Source organism: Clostridium sp. AT4 (assembly GCF_001517625.2).
Classification (GTDB): domain Bacteria; phylum Bacillota; class Clostridia; order Lachnospirales; family Lachnospiraceae; genus Enterocloster.
The window spans coordinates 34,443-53,923 of the sequence record NZ_LN999827.1 but is presented as its reverse complement, the minus strand read 5'-3'; the positions used below and the strand labels follow the sequence as shown (position 1 = coordinate 53,923).

General features: G+C 49.1%; 20 protein-coding genes. 16 read left to right on the top strand and 4 right to left on the bottom strand.

Going from position 1 to position 19,481, the window contains the following annotated elements:
* The first annotated feature begins 9 nt into the window (after nucleotides 1-9).
* Complete coding sequence (locus BN3656_RS03420) at nucleotides 10-597, top strand: ATP-binding cassette domain-containing protein (RefSeq protein WP_066544188.1); 588 nt, start codon at nucleotides 10-12, stop codon at nucleotides 595-597.
* A 7-nt stretch (nucleotides 598-604) separates the two neighbouring features.
* On the opposite strand, the gene BN3656_RS03415 is transcribed toward BN3656_RS03420, so the two are convergent.
* From BN3656_RS03415 to BN3656_RS17040, 3 genes are read right to left on the bottom strand one after another with little or no spacing between them, the layout of a single operon-like run.
* Complete coding sequence (locus BN3656_RS03415; protein ID WP_066544185.1) at nucleotides 605-1,222, bottom strand: manganese catalase family protein; 618 nt, start codon at nucleotides 1,220-1,222, stop codon at nucleotides 605-607.
* Nucleotides 1,222-1,494, bottom strand: a complete 273-nt coding sequence (locus BN3656_RS03410; protein WP_066544183.1) for a spore coat protein CotJB — start codon at nucleotides 1,492-1,494, stop codon at nucleotides 1,222-1,224. The genes BN3656_RS03415 and BN3656_RS03410 overlap by 1 nt, the downstream gene beginning before the upstream one ends.
* Nucleotides 1,491-1,907 carry a spore coat associated protein CotJA gene (locus tag BN3656_RS17040; protein WP_066544181.1) on the bottom strand — a complete coding sequence of 139 codons (417 nt, stop codon included), beginning with the start codon at nucleotides 1,905-1,907 and terminating at the stop codon, nucleotides 1,491-1,493. Before BN3656_RS17040 ends, BN3656_RS03410 begins: the two co-directional genes overlap by 4 nt.
* A gap of 139 nt (nucleotides 1,908-2,046) precedes the next feature.
* On the opposite strand from BN3656_RS17040, the gene BN3656_RS03400 reads away from it, so the two are divergent.
* Nucleotides 2,047-2,433, top strand: a complete 387-nt coding sequence (locus BN3656_RS03400; protein ID WP_066544173.1) for a hypothetical protein — start codon at nucleotides 2,047-2,049, stop codon at nucleotides 2,431-2,433.
* A gap of 41 nt (nucleotides 2,434-2,474) precedes the next feature.
* On the opposite strand, the gene BN3656_RS03395 is transcribed toward BN3656_RS03400, so the two are convergent.
* Nucleotides 2,475-3,332: a patatin family protein gene (locus tag BN3656_RS03395; RefSeq protein WP_066544170.1), complete on the bottom strand. Its 858-nt coding sequence runs from the start codon at nucleotides 3,330-3,332 to the stop codon at nucleotides 2,475-2,477.
* Between the two features lie 230 nt (nucleotides 3,333-3,562).
* Between BN3656_RS03395 and BN3656_RS03390 the strand changes: the two genes are divergently transcribed.
* The 14 genes from BN3656_RS03390 to BN3656_RS03325 all read left to right on the top strand — a co-directional run bounded on the left by BN3656_RS03390 (nucleotide 3,563) and on the right by BN3656_RS03325 (nucleotide 19,468).
* The gene (locus BN3656_RS03390) at nucleotides 3,563-3,802 is read left to right on the top strand and encodes a (2Fe-2S) ferredoxin domain-containing protein (RefSeq protein WP_066545236.1); all 240 of its coding nucleotides are present in this window, start codon (nucleotides 3,563-3,565) and stop codon (nucleotides 3,800-3,802) included.
* Nucleotides 3,803-3,804: 2 nt separating this feature from the next.
* Nucleotides 3,805-5,808 (top strand): [Fe-Fe] hydrogenase large subunit C-terminal domain-containing protein, encoded by a 2,004-nt coding sequence (locus BN3656_RS03385; RefSeq protein ID WP_081422830.1) that lies wholly within the window; start codon nucleotides 3,805-3,807, stop codon nucleotides 5,806-5,808.
* Nucleotides 5,809-5,811: 3 nt separating this feature from the next.
* A complete protein-coding gene (locus BN3656_RS03380; RefSeq protein WP_066544168.1) occupies nucleotides 5,812-6,990 on the top strand; it encodes a SpoIIE family protein phosphatase in 1,179 nt (392 codons plus the stop codon).
* Nucleotides 6,991-7,084: 94 nt separating this feature from the next.
* Nucleotides 7,085-8,536 (top strand): 4Fe-4S dicluster domain-containing protein, encoded by a 1,452-nt coding sequence (locus BN3656_RS03375; protein ID WP_066544166.1) that lies wholly within the window; start codon nucleotides 7,085-7,087, stop codon nucleotides 8,534-8,536.
* A gap of 83 nt (nucleotides 8,537-8,619) precedes the next feature.
* Nucleotides 8,620-9,312, top strand: coding sequence for a precorrin-2 C(20)-methyltransferase (cobI, locus tag BN3656_RS03370; RefSeq protein WP_066544164.1), 693 nt, complete (start codon nucleotides 8,620-8,622; stop codon nucleotides 9,310-9,312).
* Nucleotides 9,313-9,498: 186 nt separating this feature from the next.
* Nucleotides 9,499-11,478, top strand: a complete 1,980-nt coding sequence (locus BN3656_RS03365; RefSeq protein ID WP_066544163.1) for an ABC transporter substrate-binding protein — start codon at nucleotides 9,499-9,501, stop codon at nucleotides 11,476-11,478.
* A 3-nt stretch (nucleotides 11,479-11,481) separates the two neighbouring features.
* Nucleotides 11,482-12,432 carry an ABC transporter permease gene (locus tag BN3656_RS03360; RefSeq protein WP_066544161.1) on the top strand — a complete coding sequence of 317 codons (951 nt, stop codon included), beginning with the start codon at nucleotides 11,482-11,484 and terminating at the stop codon, nucleotides 12,430-12,432.
* Nucleotides 12,432-13,361 carry an oligopeptide ABC transporter permease OppC gene (gene oppC, locus BN3656_RS03355; RefSeq protein WP_066544158.1) on the top strand — a complete coding sequence of 310 codons (930 nt, stop codon included), beginning with the start codon at nucleotides 12,432-12,434 and terminating at the stop codon, nucleotides 13,359-13,361. The genes BN3656_RS03360 and oppC overlap by 1 nt, the downstream gene beginning before the upstream one ends.
* A 25-nt stretch (nucleotides 13,362-13,386) precedes the next feature.
* Nucleotides 13,387-14,427, top strand: a complete 1,041-nt coding sequence (locus tag BN3656_RS03350) for an ABC transporter ATP-binding protein (RefSeq protein ID WP_066545233.1) — start codon at nucleotides 13,387-13,389, stop codon at nucleotides 14,425-14,427.
* A 6-nt stretch (nucleotides 14,428-14,433) separates the two neighbouring features.
* Nucleotides 14,434-15,369: an ATP-binding cassette domain-containing protein gene (locus BN3656_RS03345; protein WP_066544157.1), complete on the top strand. Its 936-nt coding sequence runs from the start codon at nucleotides 14,434-14,436 to the stop codon at nucleotides 15,367-15,369.
* A 6-nt stretch (nucleotides 15,370-15,375) separates the two neighbouring features.
* Complete coding sequence (locus BN3656_RS03340; protein ID WP_066544155.1) at nucleotides 15,376-15,801, top strand: hypothetical protein; 426 nt, start codon at nucleotides 15,376-15,378, stop codon at nucleotides 15,799-15,801.
* 133 nt (nucleotides 15,802-15,934) lie between these two features.
* Nucleotides 15,935-17,545 (top strand): ABC transporter substrate-binding protein, encoded by a 1,611-nt coding sequence (locus BN3656_RS03335; RefSeq protein ID WP_066544153.1) that lies wholly within the window; start codon nucleotides 15,935-15,937, stop codon nucleotides 17,543-17,545.
* 74 nt (nucleotides 17,546-17,619) lie between these two features.
* A complete protein-coding gene (locus BN3656_RS03330) occupies nucleotides 17,620-18,552 on the top strand; it encodes an ABC transporter permease (protein WP_066544151.1) in 933 nt (310 codons plus the stop codon).
* Between the two features lie 7 nt (nucleotides 18,553-18,559).
* The gene (locus BN3656_RS03325) at nucleotides 18,560-19,468 is read left to right on the top strand and encodes an ABC transporter permease (RefSeq protein ID WP_096807389.1); all 909 of its coding nucleotides are present in this window, start codon (nucleotides 18,560-18,562) and stop codon (nucleotides 19,466-19,468) included.
* Nucleotides 19,469-19,481 lie beyond the last annotated feature (13 nt).

Genomic DNA, 19,481 nt, shown 5'->3' with positions numbered 1-19,481 from the left:
GGAGGTTGTATGAAGCTTTGCATCGAGCATCTTTCTAAAAAATACGGAGAACTGCAGGTCCTTCGGGATCTGAGCCTGACGCTGGAGCAGGATGCCTGTTATTGCCTGATGTCGCCCTCAGGCTCAGGAAAAACAACCTTTCTTCGGATCCTCATGGGGCTTGAAACGGCTGACAGCGGAAGGATTTTTACTCAGGATGGGCCTAGGTGGCCTTTGAGGATTTCTGCAGTTTTTCAGGAGGATCGTCTCTGTCCTTCCTTTTCCCCTATGGAAAATGTGCAGATGGCATTAAAAGAAAAATGGAAGGAAGAAAAACTGGCCCAGGCCATGACCTGCTTACTTCCTAAAGAATGCCTTACCCGCCCCGTGTCCACCTTGAGCGGAGGGATGAAGCGGCGCACCGCCATCCTGCGGGCCGTTCTTGCGCCTTCCCATATGCTTGTAATGGACGAACCCTTTACCGGGCTTGATGAGGCCCTTAAACTGGAGGTGATCCGCTATATTCTGGAAAACCGCCGGAACCGCTTCCTCCTGATCACAACCCATCAGGAGGAAGACGTAAAGCTCCTTGGCGGAGTCCGGATACAGCTGGATTAAGGGCTGTTTATCGGGGCTGGGGCGCCTGATCCGGATCAAAGGCCGGATTAAAGGCATAGAAATTGCGGCTGTCCAGTTTTTCCTGGGTGATTCGGAGGGTTTCACCGAACCGCTGGTAATGGACGATCTCACGTTCTCTCAGGAACTTGATAGGTTCGCATACGTCATAGTCTGTTACTACCCGGAGGATGTTGTCATAGGTACTCCGGGCTTTTTGTTCTGCTGCCATATCTTCATGAAGGTCTGTGATCACATCGCCCTTGGACTGGAATTCGCAGGCATTAAAGGGAATGCCGCCTGCGGCCTGAGGCCAGATTCCGGTGGCATGGTCAATATAATAGGGTCCGAAGCCCTGTTCTACCAGCTGCTCGGCTGTGAGGTTCCGGGTCAGCTGATGGACAATGGCGGCGATCATTTCCAGATGTGCCAATTCCTCTGTGCCGATATCGGTCAAAACAGCCTTGCCTTCTTTATAAGGCATGGCGTAGCGCTGGGACAGATAGCGCATGGATGCGCCCATCTCGCCGTCGGGGCCGCCGTACTGACTCATAATAAACTGCGCCAGTTTGGCATTCGGCTCCTTAATATTTACCGGAAACTGGAGACGTTTTTCATAAATCCACATTATAAATTCCCTCCTTCCCATGGCCAGGGATCACTGACCCAGGTCCAGTAGGCATTTTCAGTCACATTGCCCGCATTTAAGGGGCCAAACTGGGCCTCATAGGCGGCTTTTGCGTTTTTGTAGGCTTCCATCATCTGATTGAGATAGGAGAGAGCTTCCATATCACAGGGATGAGTGTCCAGATAGAGATTGGCCTCCACCACGGCAAAGCTGGTCTGGTTTACTGCCTGGAGCATGGCTCCTCTTGATGGGTTCTGAAGATGTTCTGTCATCGTCCGCACCTCCCGTAATTAAATGGAAGATCCAGGTCAGGGAAGATGGTTCCCTGCATGAGGCCGCGTTCAGGTGCATAGGCAGTCTGCCACTGCTGCCACGGTACATAGGCCATAGCTACGGGGTGATGCTGCTCCAGATAACCGGCTGTGGTATCCGGGCAGTTCACGATGGGCCATACGGTACTTCCCTGATTCATATTTGTTCCTATCTGAGGATATCCTGTCTGGGGATATCCGGCTTCCCCATAAGGAAGGGACTGATTCATATCCCATCCGGGCCACATCTGGGGGGATGGTCCGGAATATTCCGGCTGTGCGGCCGGTCTGTCTGATACGCCGGGAACGACACGGCTTCTGCATCCGCATCCGCAGCTGCAGGTTGAAGCTTTTGCATCCATATATGCTTCCATTGTTTGAAATCTCCTTTTTATTCTTTCTTTATTATTTTATGAAGAGATACATAACAGGTGACGGTTTTTGCGCAGGAACACTTTGTCTCACTGTCCCATATGATATGGTACAACCAATTAAAAAAGGAGAGTAGAGATTATGTGTTGTCTTTTATGCTGTTGTAATAATGGATGCAGAAATGCAGAACAGAATGGAAATGGCTCTGGCTGTGGATGTCAAAACAGATGTGGCTGCGGATGCCAAAACAGATGCGGCTGCGGATGCAGAATTTCCGGCTGCTGCTGCGGCTGCCGAAACTGCAATACGGGGTCTGGCGGTACCGGAACGACCGATTCCTGCGGCTGCGGCGGAACACAGGAAGCGGACAGGGAACGCCGGGCATACCGTCAGGGATACCGCGACGGCTGGAACTGGGGGTACTGGCAGGGCTGGAATGATGCTGTCTGGGGCCGGAATGGCAGAGAGGGGAGCACCTGTGAAAGAGAAGGAAGCTGCTGCGGAAGAGACAGCGGCGGCTGCAATTAGAATTTGCAGCAGGTAAACTTCTGAATGGAAACAGGGACCGGTCATCTGGCCGGTCCCTGTTTCCAGGATAAAAGGTCTAAAAGGCATCTGGCTGCGTCCTGATACCCAAGCTCGTAAACAAGCTGAAGCTTTTGCGGATCCTTTTCCATTCGTCCGATGGTAAGAGGCCTGCTGGGGCGGATCACAAAGGCCTGGCCGCTGTTTTCCAGAGACTCGATCTCATCCAGCGTCCGGTTGTACACGGATGGCCGGTTTTTAATGGTTTTTACAAAGGCTGGATAATGGCGGTAGCACAGTTCGGTAAGCCGGGTTCCCTCTGCTTTTTTCCGGTAACCCCTGTGGCGGGTAAGGACAACAACATTCCTTGGGTATCCAAGCTCCATAAAGGCTTTTACCGGGATGCTGTCCGTACAGCCGCCGTCTAACAGCTTTTTCCCTCCGGTATGTACGATTTTTGATACCAGAGGCAGTGATGCAGAGGCCCGCAGATAGTCGATCTGCTGTTTCATGTCGGTCAGATGCAGATACTCCGGTTTTCCTGTTTCTACATTGCTGCAGCCTACATAAAATTCGGCCGGATTATTGTTAAAGGCTGTATAGTCATAAGGATCCAGCTTTTCCGGCAGCGTGTGGTAGCAGAACCGTTCTCCTGCGATGTCTCCGGTGAGGATAAGGTTTCTAACGCTCATAAAGCGAGGATCCTGACAGTATTTTTTATAATATCGGATGTTCCGCCCGCGCTGTCCGGAAAGAAAGCTGCAGCCGTGGATGGCTCCTGCGGATACTCCGATCACTCCGTCAAAGGTTACTCCCTGATCCATAAAGAGATCCAGCACGCCGGCTGTATAGATCCCGCGCATTCCGCCGCCTTCCAGCACAAGTCCTGTCTTTTGTTCCATTTTCTGATTCCTCCATTTGGCTTTGCCGGGCGGTTCTGTCCGGCAGGCATATCGTTTGAAATATATCCAGTATACCACACTTTTCCATCGGAAAACCTTTGTTTTTGCAGAAATATTATTGATAAAAATATGACAATATGAGATAATGGCATTACATGTGGGGAGACCCCTGTATAAAGGATAAAGAACATACAGACAGAGTGAAACGAATAACGGAGGGTGAAGTGAAAATGAAAGTAACAATATGTATTGGAAGCGCCTGCCATTTAAAGGGTTCCAGAGAGATTATTGAAAAGCTTCAGAAGCTTGTAAATGAAAACGGCCTGTCGGAACAGGTTGACTTAAACGGAGCTTTCTGCTCCGGAAACTGCGACCACGGCGTATGTGTGACTGTGGACGGAGAGTTATATTCATTGAAGCCGGAGGACACAGAAGCGTTTTTTGAAAACGAGATCAAAGGGAGACTGTGATTATGGGCATGGAAATCATTGATTTCAAGGCCACAAAATGTAAGCACTGCTATAAATGCGTCCGCTACTGCGAGGTAAAGGCCATCCAGGTCAAGGATGGACGAGCCGTGATCATGCCTGATAAATGTATTCTCTGCGGCCACTGCCTGAAGATATGTCCGCAGTCTGCAAAGACGCTCAGAAGCGATCTGGAGCTGGTGAAGGGCTGGATCGCAGCCGGCGAGAGGGTAGTGGTTTCCATTGCACCCTCTTATATGGGTCTGTTAAAATATAAGACCATCGGCCAGGTCCGTGGGGCACTGATCCGTCTGGGGTTTGAGGATGTGAGGGAAACATCCGAGGGCGCTGCCTATGTGACGGCAGAGTATGCCAGACTGCTTAAGGAGCATCAGATGGAAAATATCATTACCACCTGCTGCCCCAGTGTCAATGACCTGATCGAGATTTACTATCCGGAGCTGGTAAAATACCTTGCGCCGGTGGTATCTCCCATGATCGCCCACGGACGCATTTTAAAGGAAGAACTGGGGCGTGAGGTGAAGATAGTATTTTTAGGCCCCTGTATTGCAAAAAAGAAGGAGGCAAACGATCCTCGCCATGATAACTGCATTGATGCGGTCTTGAATTTCCGGGATATGAAAAAATGGCTGGATCAGGAGGAAATTTCCATTGAGGATTGTGAGGATATGCCCTTTACGGCCTTTGATCCCAAGGTAAACCGCCTGTATCCTGTTACAAACGGAGTGGTAAATTCGGTACTGGCTGAGGAAGAAAGCAGGGGAGACGGCTACCGCAAGTTCTATGTCCATGGGGAGACAAACTGTATTGACCTGTGCAGGAGCATGGCCAGGGGAGAGATCAAAGGGTGCTTTATTGAAATGAATATGTGCGCCGGCGGCTGTATTAAGGGGCCGACGGTGGATGATGAGGAGTTTATTTCACGCTTTAAAGTAAAGCTGGATATGGAGGAACGGATCTGCAGGGAGCCGGCCGACCGTTCCCAGATGGAGCATGCGGTTGAGGCAGTTTCTTTCAGAAAAGAGTTTTTAGACCGTTCGCCCAAAGATCCTATGCCGACGGAGGAGCAGATCCGCCAGATCCTGCGCATGACGAATAAATTTAAGCCGGAGGATGAGTTAAACTGCGGGGCCTGCGGTTATCCTACCTGTCGGGAAAAGGCAATCGCCGTATTCCAGCACAAGGCAGAGGTTTCCATGTGCATTCCCTATATGCATGAAAAGGCAGAATCCATGTCTAATCTGGTAATGGAAACTTCTCCCAATATTGTGCTCATTGTAGGGCCGGATATGCGGATTTTAGAGTATTCCGATGTGGGAGAGAAATACTTTGGAAAGACACGCTCAGAGGCTCTTGAGATGTATCTGTATGAATTTATTGATCCGGTGGATTTCCAGTGGGTATTCGATACCCATCAGAATATCCATGGAAAGCGGGTCAGCTATCCGGAGTACCATTTGTCCACACTCCAGAACATTGTATACATAGAAAAGGAAAATGCAGTGCTTGCTACCTTTATTGATATCACCCGTGAGGAGGAACTGGCTCAGGAGGATTATGAGAAGAAGCTGGAAACCATTGATCTGGCTCAGAAGGTAATCCACAAGCAGATGATGGTGGCTCAGGAGATTGCAGGCCTTCTGGGAGAAACAACGGCGGAAACAAAAACCACCTTAAGCAAACTGTGCCGTTCTCTGTTAGACGATTCCTCTCTCCATGAGGAGGATGAAATGGAATCGCCTGTGGGAAATGTCCATATGGGAAGCGGGGCAGTTCCCCTAAGCGGTGTGATGACAAGGGATTCCCTGGGAGGCGGTGCTCCAAGGCAGGCAGGAGCACAGGCTGTCATTTCAGGAGCGACGGGTATACGGCCGGGAGCATCGGGAGCATCCGCCTCCAAGGCGGACAGCTCTGAAACGGCAGAGAAGCCGGCGGGCTATGTCCATCTGGGGAGCATCCGGCCTAAGCCTCCGGGCTTTGGGAGGTAGCGCATGGAGATAACGGTAGATGTTGCTTACAAAAGCCTGAACAAGTACAGTGAGATCCTCTGCGGCGACAAGGTGGAAATTCTTCAGACAGAGGATTCCAATATTATGATTCTGGCCGACGGTATGGGAAGCGGGGTCAAAGCCAATATTTTATCCACGCTTACCTCAAAAATCCTGGGAACCATGTTTTTAAACGGGGCTACTCTGGAGGAATGTGTGGATACCATCAGTGAGACCCTTCCGATCTGCCAGGTGCGCCAGGTGGCCTACTCTACCTTCAGTATTTTGCAGGTTTTCCATAATGGAGATGCCTATCTGGTGGAGTATGACAATCCGGGCTGCATCTTTATCCGGGACGGAAAGCTGATGGAAATTCCTCAGAATATCCGGGAACTTCAGGGAAAACGGATCAATGAATACCGCTTTAAGGTGCAGAAGGGAGACGCTCTGATCCTTATGAGCGACGGCACCATTCATGCGGGAGTTGGCGATCTTTTAAACTTTGGCTGGCTGTGGAAGGATATAGCGGACTATGCGGTGCGCCAGTATCAGATCACCGTTTCCGCCATGCGTCTGGCTGCATCCATCAGCCGTGCCTGTGATGAGCTGTACCAGTTTCATCCGGGAGACGATACCACAGTGGCCTGTATGCGCATCATAAACAGCAAGCCGGTTCATCTGATGACTGGTCCGGCCCGAAATCCAGAGGATGATACAGCCATGGTAGAGGATTTTATGTCCGATCCCAATGCCACGACCATTGTATGCGGCGGCACCAGCGCTACCATTGTGTCACGGGTTCTGAACCGGAAGCTGGATGTATCGCTGGACTATGTGGATCCGGAGATTCCGCCCATTGCCTATATGGACGGGGTAGATCTGGTGACAGAAGGCGTCCTTACGCTGAACCGCGTGCTGCAGCTTTTGCGGCGGTATGTAAAGAATGAAACCGTATCGGAGGATTTTTTTGAGGAACTGGATAAGCCCAATGGCGGCTCCATGGTGGCAAAGATCCTGATCGAGGACTGTACGGAGGTTCATCTGTATGTGGGAAAGGCCGTCAACAGTGCCTATCAGAATCCGGGCCTTCCGTTCGATCTGGGAATCCGTCAGAATCTGGTGGAGCAGCTGCGCCATCTGATCGAGGATATGGGAAAAAAGGTGGTTATCACCTATTATTAAGTTGGCAATGGGCCCTTTGGGCCTTCCAAGATATATATTTGCTGTCCGGGCGCTTAAAACAGGCGTCCGGGATTATGAATGGAGGAAATGAAAAATGGTAACAAATGATGCAACGATCCTGCGCCTGAAACATGACGTGCTCTATGAGGTCGCGAAAGCCGCATGGGAGGGAAATCTGGAGGAAAAAAGGGATGAGATCCCCTATGATATGATCCCCGGCCCTCAGGCCAGCTACCGCTGCTGTATCTACAAAGAGCGTGAGATCATTAAGCAGAGAGTCCGTCTGGCAGAGGGCAAGTGCCCTACAGGCAGAGACAGTGCCAATGTGGTTCAGGTCATTAATGCAGCCTGTGAGGAGTGTCCCATTGCGTCCTACATTGTTACGGATAACTGCCGTAAGTGTATGGGAAAGGCCTGCCAGAATTCCTGTAATTTTGGAGCCATCACCATGGGTCACGACCATGCCTATATTGATCCAAATAAGTGCAAGGAGTGCGGAAAGTGCGCCCAGGCCTGTCCGTATAATGCGATCGCTCATCTGGAGCGCCCCTGCAAAAAGGTCTGTCCGGTCGATGCGATTACATATGACGAGCACGGTATCTGTGTGATCGATGAAAAGAAGTGCATCCAGTGTGGCGCCTGCATTCACAGCTGTCCGTTCGGAGCCATTGGTTCCAAGACCTTTATGGTAGACGTGATCCGTCTGATCAAGGCAGGAAAGAAGGTAGTCGCCATGGTGGCGCCTGCGACAGAAGGACAGTTCGGCTCGGATATCACTATGGAGAGCTGGCGCGTGGCTTTAAAGCAGCTGGGCTTTGCAGACATGGTTGAAGTGGCTCTGGGCGGCGATATGACGGCAGCTTATGAGGCAGAGGAGTGGGCAGAGGCCTACAAAGAGGGAAAGAAGATGACGACCTCCTGCTGTCCTGCCTTTGTAAATATGATCAAGCAGCATTTTCCGATGCTTCTTGACAATATGTCTACGACCGTATCTCCCATGTGCGCCGTATCCAGAATGTTAAAGAGCCAGGACCATGACGTAGTGACAGTATTTGTCGGCCCGTGTATTGCGAAAAAGAGCGAGAGCCTGGATCTGAATATCGAGGGAAATGCAGACTATGTTATGACCTTTGGAGAGATCCGCGCCATGATGCGCGCCAAGGGCGTAGAACTGCAGCCTGCAACGAACGAGTATCAGGAAGGCTCTGTATTCGGAAAGCGTTTTGGAAACGGCGGAGGCGTAACGGCGGCTGTTTTAGAGTGCATGAAGGAGAGAGAAGAAAACTTTGACGCAAAGGTACTTCGCTGCAACGGAGGAGCCGAGTGTAAAAAGGCGCTTCTTCTCATGAAGGTAGGCCGTCTGCCTGAGGACTTTGTCGAGGGCATGGTCTGCGCAGGGGGCTGTGTCGGTGGCCCCAGCAAGCATAAGGGTGAGACAGAGGCAAAGAAGGCCAGAGACCAGCTGATCGGAGAGGCAGATGACAGAAGAATTCTGGAAAATCTGAAGAAATATCCCATGGATCAGTTCTCTATGCACAGACATTAAAAAGAAATCCGGGAGGCGGATATGCTTCCCGGATTTTGATTTTTTAAAAGAATAAAAACAAGAGAAAGGAAGAATGATTATTTATGCATGGAATTTTATACGGCGTAGGCGTAGGACCGGGAGATCCAAGGCTTATGACCTTTCTTGCGGCAGACACTATAAAAAAATGTGAGGTTCTGGCTGTCCCTGCCCGGACAAGAGAGCAGGCAGTGAGTTACCAGATTGCCAGAGGGCTTCTGCCTGAGCTGGATCAAAAGGAGTGTATTGCCCTTGCAGTTCCCATGACAAAGGACAGGAGCGTTTTAGATGCAGCTTATGAGCAGGCCGCGGATCTGGCAGAGGAGCAGTTAAAAGCCGGAAGGGATGTAGCTTTCCTGACTCTGGGCGATCCTACGGTATACAGTACCTATATTTATCTTCACCGTATCATAAAGGCCAGGGGCTACGAAACGCAGATCATAAGCGGCGTTCCTTCCTTCTGCGCGGTCAGCGCCCGTCTTGGGGACAGCCTTGCGGACCGCTCCGAGCAGCTCCATATCATCCCCTCCGCCTATGGCGTGGAAGAGGCTCTTGCTCTTCCCGGTACAAAGGTGCTTATGAAGGCAGCCTCTAAAATGGACGTGGTGAAAAAAACGCTGCTGGAACAGAAAGCAGGGGCAGTTATGGTGGAAAACTGCGGATTGGAAAATGAAACGATTTACAGGGGAACGGAGCAAATTCCGGACCAGGCAGGGTATTATTCGCTTATTGTGGTAAAAGAACAACAAAAATGGTAAAAAAAGGCCGGTTTTCGTGAATATGTCTGTGATGGTAAATAGTACGCGGTCAAATGTACGCCGGTGCTTGACACAAGACGGTGTTTAATGATAAAATACTTCACTAGATGGCAGAGGGTCACACTGTTTTGGACAGTTTTTGAACACGGCTCCTTGTCTTTTATCTATGAAAGGAGAATATGCACTATGAGAAAAAATGCAGCAAAAATTGCAGCTCTTATGCTGGGCGCAGCGATGGCTCTTACAGCCTGCGGCGGCGGACAGAGCACTGGAAATGGTGGGGGAAACACCAGTGCCGGAGGTAATGCAGGTTCTGGAAGCAGTACTCAGGCAGAGGAAAGTGATAAGAATGCAATTAAGGATCTGGTAACCTATGAAGCTCCAAATAGAGAGCAGGAAGGATTTTTTATTCTGAATACAGAGAAGGCAGCTGACTTAAATATACTCTGTAATCTCTATGCACCACTTATCGAGGTAGATGAAAACGGTAAATTAAGACCGGCAGTTGCCAAGGAATGGGGAACGGAGGACGGCGGCCTTACCTGGACCTTTAAGCTGAGAGACGATGTTAAGTGGGTTGATATCAACGGCAATGTAAAGGCTGACTGTACAGCTCAGGACTGGATTACCGCAATGGAGTGGGTATTAAACTTCCACAAGAACGGATCCAACAACACATCGATGCCTTTGGCTCTGATTAAGGGGGCTGAGGATTATTACAATTATACCAAGGAGCTTTCCGCAGAAGAGGCCAAGGCTCTTGATACATCCAAGATGCTGGAGATGGTAGGCATTGAGGCTCCGGATGATTATACCCTGATCTATCACTGTGCGCTCAACGCTCCTTACTTTGATACCGTATGTACATCAGCCTGCATGTATCCTATCTCCCAGGCTCTGATTGATGAGCTGGGCGTTGATAACATGGTCGGCATGACAAACGAAACCATGTGGTATACAGGTCCCTATTTTGAGACAACCTTTACCATGAACAACGAAAAGATCCTTACAAAGAATGAAAATTATTTTGATAAGGATGCAAAGCTGTTTGATACAGTTACCGTCCGTATGGTAGACGGCACTCAGTTATATCAGCTGTGGCAGAACGGCGAGCTGGACAACATCGCTCTGGCAGAGGCTGACTTAAGAACGATTTACAATGATGACAGCAATGAATGGAAGCCCTATCTGAGCGAGACAAGACCGAAAAAGTATTCCTACCAGATGCACTTTAATTTTGACAAGTTCAAGGATGACGGTTCAGCAGATGAAAACTGGAACAAGGCAGTTGCAAACGAAGCCTTCCGCCTTTCTTTATACTACGGACTGGATCTGAGAAACTACTGGTCAAGAACCAACTTTATCGAGCCTCTTCACTGCGAGAATGTGGGCTACACTATGAAGGGTCTCCTGTATTACTCTGACGGCACCGATTATGCTGCAAAGGTAGAGGAGAAGATGGGATTTGCCCCTTCTGACGGCGAGAACCCAAGACGTTTCGATGCTGCAAAGGCAGAAGCGTATAAGAAGCAGGCGATGGAAGAACTGGCTGCTAAGGGCGTTTCCTTCCCGGTAGAGATGGATTACTACATCATCGCAGGCAATCAGGATGCTCTTGATAAGGCAACCGTATTAAAGCAGACCTTCGCTGAGTGCCTGGGAGCAGAGTATGTGAACTTAAACATCAAAACCTTTGTTTCCAGTCAGACCAAGGAGGTCGTACAGCCTGGTCTGGGCTCCTTCTATATCAGCGGCTGGGGAGCTGACTACGGTGATCCTGCAAACTTCATTGACCAGGAACGTTACGGCTATGACGGCGCTTACTACTCCAACAACTATTCCAGAATTAATAATGCAACGGATGAAGACCTGATTGCAACCTACAAGGAGTTCTCCGCTCTGGCAGAGGCAGCAGGTGCTATCTATGATGAACCTGACAAGCGTTATGATGCATATGTAGACGCTGAGGTTTATCTCTTACAGCATGCGCTTACGATTCCTATGGAGTATGAGATTCAGTGGCAGCTGACCAAGATCAACGATTACTCCAAGATGAACGCCATGTACGGTATTCAGAACTACACGTATAAGAACTGGAAGACTTCTGTAGACGCCTATACTACAGAACAGTACAAGGAATTCCAGGCAGCATCTGAGGCGAAATAATATATGGTAAAATATACCGCCAAACGACTGCTTCAGTCCCTGATTACAGTGCTGGTTGTCGCCACCATCGTGTTCCTGCTTATGCGTATGCTTCCCACAGATTACTACTTTACAGAGGATCAGGTAATGAAGCTTACGGAAGAGCAGAAGAACGCGCAGCTGGAGGCAGCCGGCCTGTTAGATCCGATGGAACAGCAGCTGGGCCGTTTTTATGGGCAGCTTCTGCGGTTGGACTTCGGTACATCCCGCAGAATTCAGAACGGCGCTCCTGTTCTTAAGGTAATCGGAACTAAATTTTCCGTATCTATGCGTCTGGGGTGTATTGCCCTGGTGATTGCTCTTTTAATCGGCGTAACCATGGGTATTATCCAGTCCAGAAATAAGGACCGGATGCTGGATCATGTGGGAACGGCGTACACGGTTTTTGTAAATGCTGTTCCGCCGCTGGTATCCTACTCGCTGGTGCTGGCCTTTGGCGCCAATTTGCTGAACCTTCCGGCGCTGTATTCCACCAGAAATGCCACCCGCTCCAGCATCCTTCCGATCGTATGCCTTGCGTTAACCTCCATTGCCCACTATGCGCTGTGGACCAGACGATATATGGTAGACGAGCTGAATAAGGATTATATTAAGCTTGCCAGGATCAAGGGTATGTCCTCTAAGAATATTATGGTAAAACATGTTCTGAAAAATGCCTTTGTCCCTCTGGTACAGTATATTCCGGCGTCTTTCCTTTTGACCATCAGCGGTTCTCTCCTGGTAGAGCGTTTCTTCTCTGTTCCGGGTATGGGTCCCCTGCTGACAGACGCCATTACACGCTACGACTTAAATGTAGTTCAGACTCTGGTTATTATTTATGCCGCTCTGGGAATTATCGGTGTATTCCTGGGCGATATTCTGATGATGACCCTGGACCCGAGAATTAAACTGACAGACAAAGGAGGCAGCCGTTGATGAACAACGATACACAAAAGGATAAATTCCGGTTTGTGGAATATTCCGCAGATGCGGCAGAGCGAATCGGCTATTCCGATTACTCCTACTGGAAGTCTGTTTTTCAGAACTTTTTCAAGAAGAAATCCGCCGTTGTTATGGCGGGTGTCTTCTTTGCACTGGTAATCTTTTCCTTTATTGCGCTGAGCATTGGAAAGTATAACTACTCTGAGGCTCAGATCATGGCAAATTCGTCTCTGGCATTTACAAAGCCAAACAGCGAATTCTGGTTTGGAACAGATAATCTGGGCCGTGATTACTGGTGTCAGGTATGGTATGCGGCTCAGGTTTCCATTAAGCTGGCTCTGATCGTTGCAGCAGGAGAGTGCGTCATCGGCGTAATCATCGGCTGTATCTGGGGCTATGTGCGCAGCCTGGATCGCATCTTTACCGAGATTTACAATGTAATTAACAATATTCCGATTATTATTTACATGACTCTGGCAGCCCTTGTCTTTGGACAGAGCTTCCGCAATATGGCTCTTGCCATGATTGCCTTCGGCTGGCTGGTAATGGCAAGAAACGTGCGGAACCTGGTGCTCATGTACCGTGACCGGGAATATAATCTGGCTTCCAGATGTCTTGGCACTCCCGTATGGAGAATTCTGCTTAAGAACATTTTCCCATATCTGATCAGTGTGGTAATTCTTCGTCTGGCCCTGTCCATTCCACAGACCATTGCTCTTGAGTCCACACTGTCCTATCTGGGCCTGGGACTGGATGTAAATACGCCTTCTTTAGGTATTCTTTTAAGAAATGCCAGAAACTATTTCCTTCAGTATCCATACCTTCTTGTGTTCCCGGCGGTGATCGTATCTCTTATTACAATCACCTTCTATCTGGTGGGCAACGCCTTCTCAGATGCGGCAGATCCAAGAAATCATGTATAGAACGGAGGAAATGTTCATGGCAAATATGGAAAGAGAACCGATCTTATCTGCCAGAGACGTAGAGATCTCCTTCAGCCTGCGGGGCAAAAAGTTAAATGCTATCCGCAGATGCTCCCTGGATTTATACCAGGGGGAGACGCTTGCCATTGTAGGTGAGTCCGGCTCCGGCAAATCGGTATTTACCAAATCCTTCCTGGGAATGCTGGATGCCAACGGTTCCATTACCGGCGGCTCCATCCTGTTTGAAGGAAAGGATCTGGCAAAATATAAGACAGAAAAGGACTGGATGACCATTCGGGGAAAGAAAATCTCCATGGTTATGCAGGATCCTATGACCTCACTGAACCCTCTTAAAAAGATCGGCCGTCAGATTGAGGAAAGTATAGAATTAAATCAGGGCATCAAGGGGCCGGAAGCAAAGAAGATGGCTCTGGAGATGCTGAAGAAAGTAGGGATCCCGGATCCGGAGCGCCGGTATCAGCAGTATCCCCACGAATTTTCCGGCGGTATGAGACAGCGCGTGGTGATCGCCATAGCCGCTGCCTGCCGCCCTCAGATCCTGATCTGCGACGAGCCGACGACGGCTCTTGATGTTACCATTCAGGCACAGATCTTAAACCTGATCCGCGATCTGCAGAAGGAACTGAACATGACGGTTATCTACATTACCCATGACCTGGGCGTAGTTGCCAATGTGGCCGACCGTGTGGCTGTTATGTACGCAGGACAGATCGTAGAGTATGGTAAGGTGGATGAGATATTTTATGATGCATGGCATCCATATACCTGGGCGCTTCTTTCCGCCCTGCCTCAGCTGGGTATCAAGGGAGAGGAGCTTCCAACCATTGAGGGAACGCCGCCAAACCTGTTTAATGAGATCAAGGGAGACGCCTTTGCTCCCAGAAACCGTATGGCGCTTGCCATTGATTTTGAGGAGGAGCCTCCATTTTTCGATGTGAGTCCTACCCACAAGGCAAAGACCTGGTATCTGGATCCAAGGGCTCCGAAGATCGAACAGCCGAATTCCATCCGCAAACTCCGTGAAAAAATGAAAGGAAGAGGGTAAGACGCAATGGCAGAGAAAGAAAAACTGATAGAAATCAAAGACCTGCAGATTACCTTCGGAAGCGGCAAAAGGAAGTTTGTAGCTGTTGACCATGTAAACTTTGACATTTATAAGGGAGAGACCTTTTCGCTGGTAGGCGAGTCCGGATCTGGAAAGACTACCATCGGACGAGCTATTACCCGGATCAATCCTGTATCCGGCGGAGAAATCCTTTACCGGGGAGAGCGCATCAGCGGAAAAATTTCAAAGGAACTGGACCGCAAGGTGGTTAAGTCCTGCCAGATGATCTTCCAGGATCCTATGGCTTCCTTAAATGAACGGGCCAAGGTAGACTACATTGTTTCAGAGGGACTGATCAATTTCCATCTTTACAAGGATGAAACTGACAGAAAGAGAAAGGTAGAGCATGCGCTCCGTGAGGTAGGACTTCTGCCGGAGTTTGCTTCCCGCTTCCCCCATGAATTCTCCGGCGGCCAGCGCCAGCGTATCGGTATTGCCAGGGCGTTGATCATGGAACCGGAATTTGTGGTGGCGGATGAGCCGATTTCCGCTCTGGACGTATCCATCCGTGCTCAGGTATTAAACCTGTTAAATCATTTAAAGCAGACCAGAGGCCTGACCTATCTGTTCATTGCCCATGATCTTTCCGTGGTACGGTTTATTTCCGACCGGATTGCGGTTATCCACAAAGGAAGGATCGTGGAGCTGGCAGAGGCAGAAGAACTGTTCCTTCATCCGTTCCATCCTTATACCAAGGCGCTGCTGTCGGCGGTGCCGATCCCGGATCCGGAACTGGAAAAGAAAAAGAAGCTTCTGGTTTATGATCCGTCCATCCATGATTACAGCACAGATAAGCCTGTCTGGGAAGAAATTCTGCCTGGCCATTTTGTCTGGGGCAATCAGAGAGAACTGGAAGGATATCGGAAAGAGATCGAAGGATAAAATGCAATGAATAAAAAAGGTTCGTTATTTAAAACTTATATGATACGGCCCGTTTTATACAAATGCGTAACAAGAGCCGCCCTTGCTGTAACTGCCCTTCTTCTGTGGGACAGATTTATAAATACAGCGGGGCGGTTCTCGCTGCTTAGAGACGGCTGTCTCACGGCAGGGCTTTTATTTTTCTGTATGGCCTGGTTTTCCTATCTCCATCTGGACGGGGTAACAATCCACTATATGCTGGAGGAGCGGAAGAAAAAGAAGCTGGTGAGAAAAAGCTATACGGACATTGTGGATTTTGCAGATGAGCATATTGTGTCCTATGAGGAATTATCAGAAGAGGAGCGGACTGTATGCAGTCTGGCAGCCAGCCTGATCTGCGGCGCCCTTTTTATGCTTCCCTGGCTGGTGAAGTTCCTGGGAGATTTTTTGTGAGAAATGGAAATTTTTAATAAAAAGAATTGTCGCTGTTTCTGCAACATATGTCCTTGACAAACGGTCAGTGAAATATTATACTAAAAAAAGTGTAAAATCGAATGTTTATACAAAAGCACAGGAGGATGTAATTATGAAAAAGAGATTTGCGGCAGCCGTATGTTTAATTGCAACTGCACTTTCTTTGTCAGCCTGCGGCGGTTCCGGTCAGACGGAAACAACGGCAGCAGCAGAAAGCACTACTGCGGCACCAGCAGCAGGAGTACCGGCCGGCGGCAAGGTTGTAAGAGTCGCTGCAGTTGACCCACAGGTAGCGCTGGATCCCCAGCAGTATACCTATAGTATTGTTATGAAGATCACAGACAATGTAACAGAGTCTCTGATTACTACGATGGAAGACGGAAGTCTGGAGCCTAATCTTCTTACCGCTCTTCCGGAGGTATCCGAGGACGGCATGACCTACAGCTTCGAGCTGCTTCCCGATGTGAAGTTCCACAATGGGGAGACTTTAAAGGCCTCTGATGTAAAGTATTCCTTTGAGCGTCTGGTAAAGCTTACAAAGATGGCAACTCTGATGGAGAATGTAGAGGGCTATAAAGAACTGGCTGACGGCGCAGCTGAGGAGATGTCCGGTATTCAGGTACAGGATGATACTCATTTTACCATCAAGCTGGTTAAGCCATACGCGCCATTCGCTTCCGTTCTTTCTACCGGATACTGTGCGATTTATCCTGAGGCAGCCTGCGAGGAAGCAGGAGATACCTGGGGTATGCAGGTATTATACGGAACCGGTCCTTTCAAGATGGACAGCTATCAGAGCGGCGTAGGCGTTGTACTGTCAAGATTTGATGATTACCACGGCGGCGCTGTGAAGTTAGACGGACTGGACTACAAATTTATCGAAGATGTAAATACACAGGTACTGGAATACCAGAAGGGCAATGTAGATTATGTAGATGTGGATCCTTCCATTTACCCCGTATACTCCAGTAATCCCCAGATCAAGGATCAGATGCACGGCTTCCAGCCTACCGGAAACTATACTCTGACCTTAAATGCAAAGACCTTCCCGGATCCAAAGGTAAGACAGGCAATCGCTCTTTCTATCGACCGCAAGTCGATCTGTGAGAGCATCCTTCACGGAACAGCAACCGTTCCTACTTCCTACATTCCGGCAGGCATCATCGGACATGACGAGACTCTTCCTGAGTTCGAGTATAATCCGGAGCAGGCAAAGGCTCTTTTAGCGGAAGCCGGCTATCCGGACGGAATTGATCTGCGTGTGACTGTAAATACCAAGTATCAGGGTAACGTTGCAATCGTTACTGCATTCCAGCAGCAGGCAAAGGCAGCCGGCATCCGGGTTGAGGTTGAGCAGGTTGACTCTGCTGCATGGTCTGATATGAAGAAGAACGGCGGTGTTGACTGCGGTATTGCCAACTGGTATGTAGATTACTCCGATCCTGAGAGTATGCTTTATCCGATGACTAAGACAGATTCCAACTCCAGCTTCTGGCACAATGCAGAATTTGATCAGCTTCTGGAAGATGGAATCGCAACTACAGATCCGGCCGAGCGTCAGGAGATTTACGCAAAGGCAGAACACATCATGACAAGAGAGGACTGGGCAACCACACCTCTGTACAATGAAACAAAGTTCTATCTTTTAAATCCGAAGATCACTGGCTTTAAGATGGATGCTACCTTCCGTATGTTCTGGAAGAATGCGGATATTCAGCAGTAATCCATGTGAAACAGGGGGGCAAAAGGAGCGCGTAATATGCTCCCGCCCCCTATTTTTTATATCAGGAGGAAATTATGCTTTCGTATACGGCAAAACGTCTGGCCCAGACCATTTTCGTACTTCTGGGTATCAGTCTTATTACCTTTATCCTGCTGCAGGTTGTTCCGGGAGATCCGGTTGCCATGATGCTGGAGAAACGTGCGGATCCCGAGACTATCGCCAAGGTTCGCCACGAACTGGGACTGGATCTTCCTTACCATGTCCAGTACCTTAATTTCTTAAAGGGAGCGGTCCGCTTTGATTTCGGAACTTCCTATTTTACAAAAGAAGTCGTTTCAGACGCTTTATTTCGCTGCTTTAAAGTGACAGTGAAGCTGGCCTGCATGTCTTTTGCATTTGCAGCAGTGATCGGTATTCCCTGCGGAATTTTCTCCGCAGTACAGAGAGGAAAGGGCATTGATACGGCAGTGATGATCCTCTCCATCGTAGGAGTTTCTGCTCCGGCCTTCTGGGTAGCGATCATTCTTCAGATCGTGTTTGGCTTAAAGTTGAACATCCTTCCTATTTCCGGCTTTGATTCTGCTGCTTCCTATATCCTTCCCAGCGTGGCTTTAGGCGCCAGATATGCGGGAAGTATGGCCAGGATCACAAGAACCAGTATGCTGGAGGTATTAAATCAGGATTACATCCGTACCGCCAGGGCAAAGGGCGCAAAGCGCTGGTCTGTTATCCTCAAGCATGCATTAAAGAATGCAATGATCCCCATTGTTACCCTGGTGGGAACGGATTTCGGCTATATGCTGACAGGATCCATGCTGATTGAAAAGGTATTCTCAATTCCGGGTATCGGAAAGCTGGCAGTTGACGCTATGTCAAACCGCGATCTTCCTCTTCTTGAGGGAACGGTTATGTATATTGCGTTCGTATTCGTAATCGTGAATCTGCTGGTAGATATTTCCTATGCATTCCTGGATCCAAGAATTCGATATGGGAAAGGAGCAGCGTAAGTAAGCGATGATACGTTTTTTTAATAAACAGAAACAGTTTGAACAGGATATGATGGAGCAGGGGATGCAGTATTCCTCCGGTTTTTACGGAGACAGCCTCCGCCGCTTAAAGAAGAATAAAATGGCTATGTTCTGTGCAGGAATACTGGTGCTTTTAGTGCTGGTTGCTATTTTTGCACCTGTCATTGCTCCCTATGACCCAACCTATCAGGACTATTCTGCCGTACTGGCAGAGCCCAGCATGGCTCATCCCTTTGGAACCGACGAATACGGCCGTGATATTCTTTCCAGAATTATTTACGGTTCCCGTGTTTCATTAAGTATCGGTATTGTAGCTCAGATCGTGGCTTCCATTGTAGGAGTTACCCTGGGTGCTGTTGCAGGCTACTACGGCGGCCGTATTGACAGTGTGATTTCCCGTATTATGGAAATTTTCCAGGCATTCCCGGATCTGATCTTTGCTATGGCGATTATGACTTTCCTTGGAAAGGGTGTTTTAAACCTGTTTATCGCACTGGGACTTTTAACCTGGGTGCGCACAGCCCGCATGATCCGCGGCTCTGTGATGCAGTTAAAGGAAAAGGAGTACATAGAGGCCAGCCGCGCCTGCGGAGCATCTACCTTCTGGATCATCACCAAGGGACTGGTTCCCAACTGCCTCTCTACCATCATTGTTTTAGTTACTCTGGGTATCCCCAATGCGATCATGTATGAGGCATCCTTAAGTTTCCTTGGTATTGGTATCCAGCCACCTACACCTTCATGGGGAAATATGATTTCTGCAGCTCAGACCTTTATCAGCTACCGTCCGGTCTACAGCATTATGCCTGGTGTGGCAATCATGATCACGGTAATCGCATTTAACATTTTCGGTGACGGCTTAAGAGATGCATTAGATCCCAAGCTGAAAAACTGATGAAGGAGGACCC

What these genes read in the sequence shown, in the direction of transcription:
- BN3656_RS03385 (WP_081422830.1), top strand. Translation starts at nt 3,805, where the DNA reads ATGGGCATGGAAATCATTGATTTCAAGGCCACAAAATGTAAGCACTGC.
- BN3656_RS03365 (WP_066544163.1), top strand. Translation starts at nt 9,499, where the DNA reads ATGAGAAAAAATGCAGCAAAAATTGCAGCTCTTATGCTGGGCGCAGCG.
- BN3656_RS03380 (WP_066544168.1), top strand. Translation starts at nt 5,812, where the DNA reads ATGGAGATAACGGTAGATGTTGCTTACAAAAGCCTGAACAAGTACAGT.
- BN3656_RS03400 (WP_066544173.1), top strand. Translation starts at nt 2,047, where the DNA reads ATGTGTTGTCTTTTATGCTGTTGTAATAATGGATGCAGAAATGCAGAA.
- BN3656_RS03375 (WP_066544166.1), top strand. Translation starts at nt 7,085, where the DNA reads ATGGTAACAAATGATGCAACGATCCTGCGCCTGAAACATGACGTGCTC.
- BN3656_RS03360 (WP_066544161.1), top strand. Translation starts at nt 11,482, where the DNA reads ATGGTAAAATATACCGCCAAACGACTGCTTCAGTCCCTGATTACAGTG.
- BN3656_RS03340 (WP_066544155.1), top strand. Translation starts at nt 15,376, where the DNA reads ATGAATAAAAAAGGTTCGTTATTTAAAACTTATATGATACGGCCCGTT.
- BN3656_RS03345 (WP_066544157.1), top strand. Translation starts at nt 14,434, where the DNA reads ATGGCAGAGAAAGAAAAACTGATAGAAATCAAAGACCTGCAGATTACC.
- BN3656_RS03410 (WP_066544183.1), bottom strand. Translation starts at nt 1,494, where the DNA reads ATGACAGAACATCTTCAGAACCCATCAAGAGGAGCCATGCTCCAGGCA.
- BN3656_RS17040 (WP_066544181.1), bottom strand. Translation starts at nt 1,907, where the DNA reads ATGGAAGCATATATGGATGCAAAAGCTTCAACCTGCAGCTGCGGATGC.
- BN3656_RS03325 (WP_096807389.1), top strand. Translation starts at nt 18,560, where the DNA reads ATGATACGTTTTTTTAATAAACAGAAACAGTTTGAACAGGATATGATG.
- cobI (WP_066544164.1), top strand. Translation starts at nt 8,620, where the DNA reads ATGCATGGAATTTTATACGGCGTAGGCGTAGGACCGGGAGATCCAAGG.
- oppC (WP_066544158.1), top strand. Translation starts at nt 12,432, where the DNA reads ATGAACAACGATACACAAAAGGATAAATTCCGGTTTGTGGAATATTCC.
- BN3656_RS03330 (WP_066544151.1), top strand. Translation starts at nt 17,620, where the DNA reads ATGCTTTCGTATACGGCAAAACGTCTGGCCCAGACCATTTTCGTACTT.
- BN3656_RS03350 (WP_066545233.1), top strand. Translation starts at nt 13,387, where the DNA reads ATGGAAAGAGAACCGATCTTATCTGCCAGAGACGTAGAGATCTCCTTC.
- BN3656_RS03390 (WP_066545236.1), top strand. Translation starts at nt 3,563, where the DNA reads ATGAAAGTAACAATATGTATTGGAAGCGCCTGCCATTTAAAGGGTTCC.
- BN3656_RS03395 (WP_066544170.1), bottom strand. Translation starts at nt 3,332, where the DNA reads ATGGAACAAAAGACAGGACTTGTGCTGGAAGGCGGCGGAATGCGCGGG.
- BN3656_RS03415 (WP_066544185.1), bottom strand. Translation starts at nt 1,222, where the DNA reads ATGTGGATTTATGAAAAACGTCTCCAGTTTCCGGTAAATATTAAGGAG.
- BN3656_RS03420 (WP_066544188.1), top strand. Translation starts at nt 10, where the DNA reads ATGAAGCTTTGCATCGAGCATCTTTCTAAAAAATACGGAGAACTGCAG.
- BN3656_RS03335 (WP_066544153.1), top strand. Translation starts at nt 15,935, where the DNA reads ATGAAAAAGAGATTTGCGGCAGCCGTATGTTTAATTGCAACTGCACTT.